The organism is Pseudomonas sp. QTF5, from assembly GCF_000512695.2.
In the GTDB taxonomy this organism is placed as follows: domain Bacteria; phylum Pseudomonadota; class Gammaproteobacteria; order Pseudomonadales; family Pseudomonadaceae; genus Aquipseudomonas.
Map to the genome: position 1 here is coordinate 1 of NZ_AZRW02000073.1, position 7,321 is coordinate 7,321.

The 7,321-nt window shown below is 60.3% G+C and carries 7 protein-coding genes; 4 read left to right on the top strand and 3 right to left on the bottom strand.

Annotation, left to right across the window (positions count from 1 at the left end):
- Positions 1–153 precede the first annotated feature (153 nt).
- Positions 154–987: a 3'(2'),5'-bisphosphate nucleotidase CysQ gene (gene cysQ, locus IC37_RS28480; protein ID WP_030129607.1), complete on the bottom strand. Its 834-nt coding sequence runs from the start codon at positions 985–987 to the stop codon at positions 154–156.
- Positions 984–1,550 (bottom strand): ADP compounds hydrolase NudE, encoded by a 567-nt coding sequence (gene nudE / locus IC37_RS28485; RefSeq protein WP_030129608.1) that lies wholly within the window; start codon positions 1,548–1,550, stop codon positions 984–986. The genes cysQ and nudE overlap by 4 nt, the downstream gene beginning before the upstream one ends.
- 90 nt (positions 1,551–1,640) lie before the next feature.
- Here nudE and yrfG point away from each other — a divergent pair, with 90 nt between their 5' ends.
- A complete protein-coding gene (gene yrfG, locus IC37_RS28490; protein ID WP_030129609.1) occupies positions 1,641–2,303 on the top strand; it encodes a GMP/IMP nucleotidase in 663 nt (220 codons plus the stop codon).
- Between the two features lie 155 nt (positions 2,304–2,458).
- Here yrfG and lysM read toward each other — a convergent pair whose 3' ends face one another.
- A complete protein-coding gene (lysM, locus tag IC37_RS28495) occupies positions 2,459–2,899 on the bottom strand; it encodes a peptidoglycan-binding protein LysM (protein ID WP_030129610.1) in 441 nt (146 codons plus the stop codon).
- A gap of 137 nt (positions 2,900–3,036) precedes the next feature.
- Between lysM and IC37_RS28500 the strand changes: the two genes are divergently transcribed.
- The 3 genes from IC37_RS28500 (at position 3,037) to IC37_RS28510 (ending at position 7,203) form a co-directional block, all read left to right on the top strand.
- The gene (locus tag IC37_RS28500) at positions 3,037–3,924 is read left to right on the top strand and encodes a LysR family transcriptional regulator (protein ID WP_030129611.1); all 888 of its coding nucleotides are present in this window, start codon (positions 3,037–3,039) and stop codon (positions 3,922–3,924) included.
- A gap of 94 nt (positions 3,925–4,018) precedes the next feature.
- Positions 4,019–4,858, top strand: coding sequence for a formate dehydrogenase accessory sulfurtransferase FdhD (gene fdhD / locus IC37_RS28505; RefSeq protein WP_030129612.1), 840 nt, complete (start codon positions 4,019–4,021; stop codon positions 4,856–4,858).
- A complete protein-coding gene (locus IC37_RS28510; RefSeq protein WP_030129613.1) occupies positions 4,855–7,203 on the top strand; it encodes an FdhF/YdeP family oxidoreductase in 2,349 nt (782 codons plus the stop codon). Before fdhD ends, IC37_RS28510 begins: the two co-directional genes overlap by 4 nt.
- Positions 7,204–7,321: the final 118 nt, after the last annotated feature.

Genomic DNA, 7,321 nt, shown 5'->3' on the forward strand with positions numbered 1-7,321 from the left:
TGACGGCCGCCAACAGTAAGGGGGAGCAAGCTCCCCCTTCGGTTTTTACCGGACACTAGTGACACTCTGCGTGGGAATGCAGCCCGGGACGCTCCGCGTCACTGGATGCGGAGCGTCCCTAGAGGCATTCCCACGCGGAGCATGGGAACGATCTTAGTTGCGGGCCAAAGCCAACAACTTTTCCCGCCATGCCGCCTTAGCCGGCAGTGCCAGGAAAAACTCATTCAACAACGACTCCCGCGCCGGATAGCAGAACGGCTCACCGCTCAAATCCAGCACCTCTCCACCTGCGCCTTCCAGCACACCTTGCGCAGCCGCCGTGTCCCACTGCGAAGTCGGCGCCAACCGCGGATAACAATCCGCCGCCCCTTCCGCCAGCAGGCAAAATTTCAGCGAGCTGCCAATATTCGCCAGTTGCAACTCACCCAGACTGTCGCTCAATCCCGCGAGTAACCGTTCCTGCTCAGGGCTCGAATGCCGACGACTGGCGACCACCGTGAAGGCTTCACCCGTAGCCGGAACATCGCGAACCTGAATCGGCAATGGCTCGGCACCTTTATCGCCACGCCAGGCACCCATCCCGGCACCGCCGACATAAAAGCGCCCGTTGGTCGGCATCGACACTACGCCAAACACCACCCGCCCCTGCTCGATCAGCGCAATGTTGACGGTGAACTCTTCACTGCCGGAGATGAACTCCTTGGTCCCGTCCAACGGATCGACCAGCCACCAGCGCTGCCAGCCGGCGCGCACGCTCTGGGGGATATTGGCGTCTTCTTCGGACAGCACCGGAATACTTGGATCCAGCGCCGTTAGCCCGGCCAGAATCACATGATGAGCGGCCATGTCGGCGGCTGTGACCGGGGAATCATCGGACTTTGCAGTAACGGCGACATTGACACGCCAGAACGGCAGGATCGCTTCGCCAGCCTTCAAAGCCAGTTCAACGACTGGCGCCATCAGCGGATGGGGAAAATTCAAATTCACGGTAAAAACACCCCACGTTGAGTCAGTAAGTCACGGGCCAGATACAGCGCCGCCAAGGCACGGCCCTCGGTGAATCGCGGGTTTTGCGCCAGGGCTGACAATTCACGCAGGTTGATCTTTTCCACTCCCATCGGCTCGGGCTCGTCGCCCTCCAGGCGTTCTTCGTACAGATCGGTGGCCAGCACCACCTGAATCCTCTGACTCATGTAGCCCGGTGACAACGACAACTCGGTCAAATGTTCAAGCTGTCGCGCGCCATACCCGGCCTCTTCCATGAGCTCCCGCTCGGCCGCCGCCAACACGTCTTCGCCCGGCTCGATCAAGCCTTTGGGCAGGGACAGCTCATATGCATCGGTGCCGCCGCAGTATTCCTCCACCAACACCGCATGCTCCGCGTCGAGCATCGCCACGATCATCACCGCGCCATGGCCGGTGCCTTTGCTGACCAGACGCTCATAGGTACGCTCCACGCCATTGGAAAAGCGCAGCTTCAGCTCTTCGACACAGAACAAACGGCTGGTGGCGACGATCTCGCGAGCGAGTACGGTGGGTTTCTGGCGCATAAATGGCTCCTTGGCGTAAGCGGGTTACTATACCCGGCCTATCCTGATTGTTTATCCCGGATATCTTTTTTACCGCTGGAGAAGTTTTTTATGTCCCTGCTGCCCTGGCGCGACATCGATACCGTTTTGCTGGATATGGACGGCACGCTGCTGGACCTGCACTACGACAACCATTTCTGGATGGAACATCTGCCCCAGCGTTATGCCGAGCTGCATGGGGTGAGCCGGGCCATGGCGGAGCTGGAATTGCAGCCGTTGTTCGAACGCAATGCCGGCCAGTTGCAGTGGTACTGTCTGGATTTCTGGAGCGCCGAGCTGAAGCTGTCGGTGCGCGAACTGAAGCTGGAAACCGCGCACCTGATCGCCCTGCGACCGGATGCGGACACTTTTCTGGCGGCGATCAAACGGGCCGGCAAACGCGTGGTACTGATCACCAACGCCCACCGTGACTCGCTTTCATTGAAGCTGGAACGAATTGAACTGGCGCCGTATTTCGAGCGATTGATCAGCTCTCACGATTACGGTTTTCCCAAGGAAAACCCGCAGTTCTGGGATGCCTTGCAGGCCGACATCGGCTTCGACCCGACGCGCAGTCTGTTTATCGATGACACGCTGCCGATCCTGCGCAGTGCACGCAATTTTGGCGTGGCGCATCTGCTGGCCGTGAGCGAGCCCGACAGCCGCAAAGGGCCGAAGGACACGGCCGAGTTTGCGGCGGTGGGGGATTATCGGGAGTTGATTGCCGGGCTCTAGAGTCTGACGCGGTCGTTGTGGCGAGGGAGCTTGCTCCCGCTGGAGTGCGAAGCGCTCCCAATCTGGCTGATGTGTTTCTTCAGAAGACTGCATTGGCCAGATTGCGACTGCTGCGCAGCCGAGCGGGAGCAAGCTCCCTCGCCACAGGTTTTGTGTTACTCAGGAATCCGCAACACCTGCCCCGGATAGATCTTGTCCGGGTGCGAAAGCATTGGCTTGTTGGCCTCGAAGATTTTGTTGTACTTGTTCGCGTCGCCGTATTCGGCCTTGGAAATCGCGCTGAGGGTGTCGCCCTTTTTAACGGTGACGAACCGCGCCGCCTGAGCAACCGGGCCCGTTACGGTGATCTGGTCATCCACGCTGCCGACACCGGCAATATTGCCCACAGCCAGCAGAATCTTTTCCTTCTCTTCCTGGCTCGCAACGTCACCGGTGACGATGACTTTGTCGCCTTCGATGGTCGCCTGAACATTCGGATTACCCAGGCCGACCTTGCTGATGTGTTCCTTCAACTGCTCGCTGGCATTGGCATTGCCTGGGGTCAGCAGATCGATAAGTTTTTCGCCTGCTTCTTTCACAAAGCTAAAAATACTCATGGTGCACTCTCCTTGGGGTTTAGGTTCCAGACGCCAAAGACTAGACCAGCCTTGCGAAGCCCGGTTCCCAGCCGACCAATGACCCAACCCCGCGCAGGCGGTAGAATCGCAAACCTTGCCCGCGCCCTGGAGCGAAGATGGACATCAAGCAGCTCAAATTCCTCATCGCCCTCGACGAAACCCGGCACTTCGGCCAGGCCGCCGCGCGTTGTCACATTACCCAGCCGACTCTGTCCATGCGCCTGCGCAGCCTCGAAGAAGAGCTTGAACTGCCACTGGTCAACCGCGGCCAGCGCTTCGAAGGTTTCACTGCGCCGGGCGAGCGCGTGCTGGCATGGGCGCGGACGGTGCTCGCGGCCTACGACGGTTTACAGGCCGAAGCAGCAGCCTGTCGCGGCAACCTCGTGGGCACGTTGCGTCTGGGCGTTGTGCCACTGTCGAGTTTCGACCCGGTGCCACTGATGCAACGCCTGCATGCCGAACACCCCAACCTGCGCTTCGAACTCTCGGCGCTAAGCTCCGAACAGATCCTTGAACAATTGGCGAATAACCGTCTCGATATCGGCGTCTCCTACCTGGAACGCCTGGACGGTGAGCGTTTCGATTCCCTGGCCTTCAGCGAAACCCGCATGGGCCTGCTCTATGATCAGCGCTTTTTCAGTTTCGGCGAGGCGCCACTGAGTTGGGAATCGCTGATCGAACTGCCACTGGGCATGCTCACCAGCGGCATGCATTTTCGCCAGTCCATCGACCATAACTTCCATAGTCGTGGCTTGGCTCCCCAACCGTTGCTGCAAACCGATGCAGTCCACCAATTGTTACAAGCAGTACACGGCGGTCTGTGTTGCGCCGTGATGCCATTGGAAGGTGGTCTGGAAAACCTCACTGATCACTTGCGCCTGCAGCCCATCGAAAGCGCCCAGACCCTCGCCCGGCTAGGGCTGATCATGCGTCGCAGTGCTCCACGTTCGGCGCTCGCAGAAGCCTGTTTCGCGATCTTTCAACAATCACTGACAGAGTCTTGATCGATCTCATCTATCGGTAGATCAGTAATAGCGATTAGACGTGACATGTTGACGCGCCTAGGCTTAAAGCTGACCCAACCGTCGGTGATGCCTGATGAACGCCAAGCGCCCTGCCCGCGCGGCGCCTGCTGTTGAAACGCCCGCGACCGCCGCAAGCCAGACCTACAGTTACTGCAACCTTGAATACACCGAATCGGCCAGCACCGCGTTGGCCGAGGAAGTCGCGTTGGCAATCGCCTACAACGGCATCAGCCAGGCGGTCATGTTGGTGACGCCGACGGACCTTGAAGACTTCATCGTCGGCTTCAGCCTCGGCAGCGGCATCATCGAAGACGCTTCAGACATCTACGACTTGCAACTCAGCGGCACGGGGTCGGCGCAATACGCGCAAGTGACCATCGCCAACCGCGCCTTCTGGAACCTCAAGCAGCAGCGTCGGCAACTGGCCGGCACCAGTGGTTGTGGGCTCTGCGGCGTGGAAGCCGTGGAGCAAGCACTGCCCGACCTCAAAGTACTGCCCGGCGCCCCACTGCCCCCGGCCGAATGGCTGGATGGATTACGCCATCGCATCGGCGAATTCCAGCCGCTGGGCCAGCATTGCGGCGCGGTGCATGCGGCGGTGTTCATGAACGGCAACGGCGAATTGCTGCTGGGCCGCGAAGACATTGGTCGGCACAACGCCCTCGACAAGCTGATCGGCGGGTTGATCCGCCAGAAGATCCCCACCACTGGCGGCCTGGCGATTGTCACCAGCCGTTGCAGCCTTGAATTGATCCAGAAAGTTTTACGCGCCGGCATCCAGACCCTGGTCAGCCTGTCGTCGCCCACGAGCCTTGCCGTGCAATGGGCCCGTCGACACAACCTCAACCTCATCCACCTGCCGCAGAAAAGTGCGCCACGGGTTTACAGCCCTGCTAGAGAGAATCAAGCGTGAGCCAACATCGTCAAGCCGACCAGAAACCCGTCCCCCGCTACAAGCCCTACAAAGGCCCAGCCGGTGGCTGGGGCGCGCTGATCAGCGTCGCCCAGGCCTGGTTGACCAGCGATAACGCGCTGAAAAACCTCCGCATAATGCTCAAGACCAACCAGAACGGCGGCTTCGACTGCCCCGGTTGCGCCTGGGGCGACTCTCCGGAAAAGGGCATGGTGATGTTCTGCGAGAACGGCGCCAAAGCGGTGAATTGGGAAGCGACCAAACGTCGTGTCGACGGCGCGTTCTTCGCCAAACACAGCGTCAGCTCGCTGCTGGAGCAGAGCGACTACTGGCTCGAGTATCAGGGCCGATTGACCGAGCCGATGAGCTACGACGCCGAGACCGACCGCTACAAACCCATCAGCTGGGATGACGCCTTCGCGCTGATCGGCAAACATTTGCAGGGCCTGTCGAGCCCGGATCAAGCCGAGTTCTACACCTCGGGTCGCGCCAGCAACGAAGCGGCGTACCTCTATCAGCTGTTCGTGCGCGCCTACGGCACCAACAACTTTCCCGACTGCTCGAACATGTGCCACGAGGCCAGCGGTGTGGCCATGGCGCAAAGTATCGGCGTTGGCAAAGGCACCGTGACCTTCGATGATTTCGAACACGCCGATGCGATTTTCGTCTGGGGCCAGAACCCCGGCACCAACCACCCACGGATGCTCGAACCCCTGCGCGAAGCAGTGAAACGCGGCGCTCAGGTGGTGTGCGTCAACCCGCTGAAAGAACGCGGCCTGGAACGCTTCCAGCATCCGCAGCATCCGCTGGAAATGCTCACCAACGGCGACAAACCGACCAATACCGCCTACTTCCGCCCGGCACTGGGTGGCGACATGGCGGTGCTGCGCGGCATGGCGAAGTTCCTGCTGCAATGGGAACGCGATGCGCAGAAGACCGGCGCCCCGGCGGTGTTCGATCACGACTTCCTGAATGAACATGCCGTCAACGTGCTGGAATACATGGGCGTCATCGACGACACCCCATGGGAACAGATCGTCGAACAGTCCGGCCTGACTCTGGTGGAAATCGAGCAAGCGGCGCGCATGTACGCCAAAGGCAAGAACGTGATCATGTGCTGGGCCATGGGCATCACCCAGCATCGTCATTCGGTGCCGACCATCCAGGAAATCGCCAACCTGATGCTGCTGCGCGGCAACATCGGCCGGCCGGGGGCCGGTCTGTGCCCGGTGCGTGGCCACAGCAATGTGCAGGGCGACCGGACGATGGGTATCAACGAACGTCCGTCGGTGGTGTTTCTCGATTCCCTGGAGCGGCGCTTCCAGTTCAAGGTGCCCCGTGAAAACGGCCACAACGTGGTCGAGGCGATTCATGCCATGGCCGACGGCCGCTCGAAAGTCTTCATCGGCCTGGGCGGTAACTTCGCCCAAGCCACCCCGGACAGCACGCGCACCTTTCAGGCTCTGGCCAATTGCGACCTGACCGTGCAGATCAGCACCAAGCTCAACCGCAGCCATTTGGCTCACGGCAAAGATGCGCTGATCCTGCCGTGCCTGGGCCGTACCGACATCGATGTCCAGACTGAAGGCGCCCAAGCAGTGACCGTGGAAGACTCGTTCAGCATGGTCCATGCCTCCAACGGTCAGTTACAGCCGCTGTCGAACCAGATGCGCTCGGAGCCTGCGATCATCGCCGGTATCGCCGCCGCGACCCTGGGCAGCAAACCGGTGGACTGGAACTGGTTGGTGGCCGATTACAGCCGCATCCGCGACCTGATCGCCGATACCATTCCGGGCTTCCGGGACTTCAACGAGAAAGTCCAGAACCCTGGCGGTTTCTATCTGGGCAACAGCGCCGGCGCACGTCGCTGGAATACGCTATCGGGTCGGGCCAATTTCCGTCCGAACATTTTGCCCAAAGATCTGGTGCACGAACGCACCCGCGCCACCGGCGTATTGCCGGACCTGATCATGCAGTCGATGCGCTCCCACGATCAGTACAACACCACCATTTATGGCCTTGATGACCGTTATCGCGGGGTGAAAGGCCAGCGGGATGTGTTGTTCGTCAATGAGGCCGACATCATTCGCCTGGGCTTCAAACCGGGACAGAAGGCTGACATCGTTTCGATCTGGGATGATGGCCGTGAGCGTCGGGTGAAGGGTTTCACGCTGCTGGCGTTTGATATTCCTGCCGGGCAAGCGGCCGCCTACTATCCGGAAGTGAACCCGCTGGTACCGCTGGAAAGCACCGGGGATGGTAGTCATACGCCGACCTCGAAGTTTGTGGCGATTCGGTTGGAGGCGGCGAGTGAGACTGGGTTGATTATGGCCAAGTCGGCTTAACGTGGCGTCAAGATCGTTCCCACGCTCTGCGTGGGAATGCAGCCCGGGAGAGGCGTTCCCACGCGGAGCGTCACTAGTGTCCGGTAAAAACCGAAGGGGGAGCTTGCTCCCCCTTACT

What these genes read in the sequence shown, in the direction of transcription:
- yrfG (WP_030129609.1), top strand. Translation starts at nt 1,641, where the DNA reads ATGTCCCTGCTGCCCTGGCGCGACATCGATACCGTTTTGCTGGATATG.
- fdhD (WP_030129612.1), top strand. Translation starts at nt 4,019, where the DNA reads ATGAACGCCAAGCGCCCTGCCCGCGCGGCGCCTGCTGTTGAAACGCCC.
- lysM (WP_030129610.1), bottom strand. Translation starts at nt 2,899, where the DNA reads ATGAGTATTTTTAGCTTTGTGAAAGAAGCAGGCGAAAAACTTATCGAT.
- nudE (WP_030129608.1), bottom strand. Translation starts at nt 1,550, where the DNA reads ATGCGCCAGAAACCCACCGTACTCGCTCGCGAGATCGTCGCCACCAGC.
- IC37_RS28500 (WP_030129611.1), top strand. Translation starts at nt 3,037, where the DNA reads ATGGACATCAAGCAGCTCAAATTCCTCATCGCCCTCGACGAAACCCGG.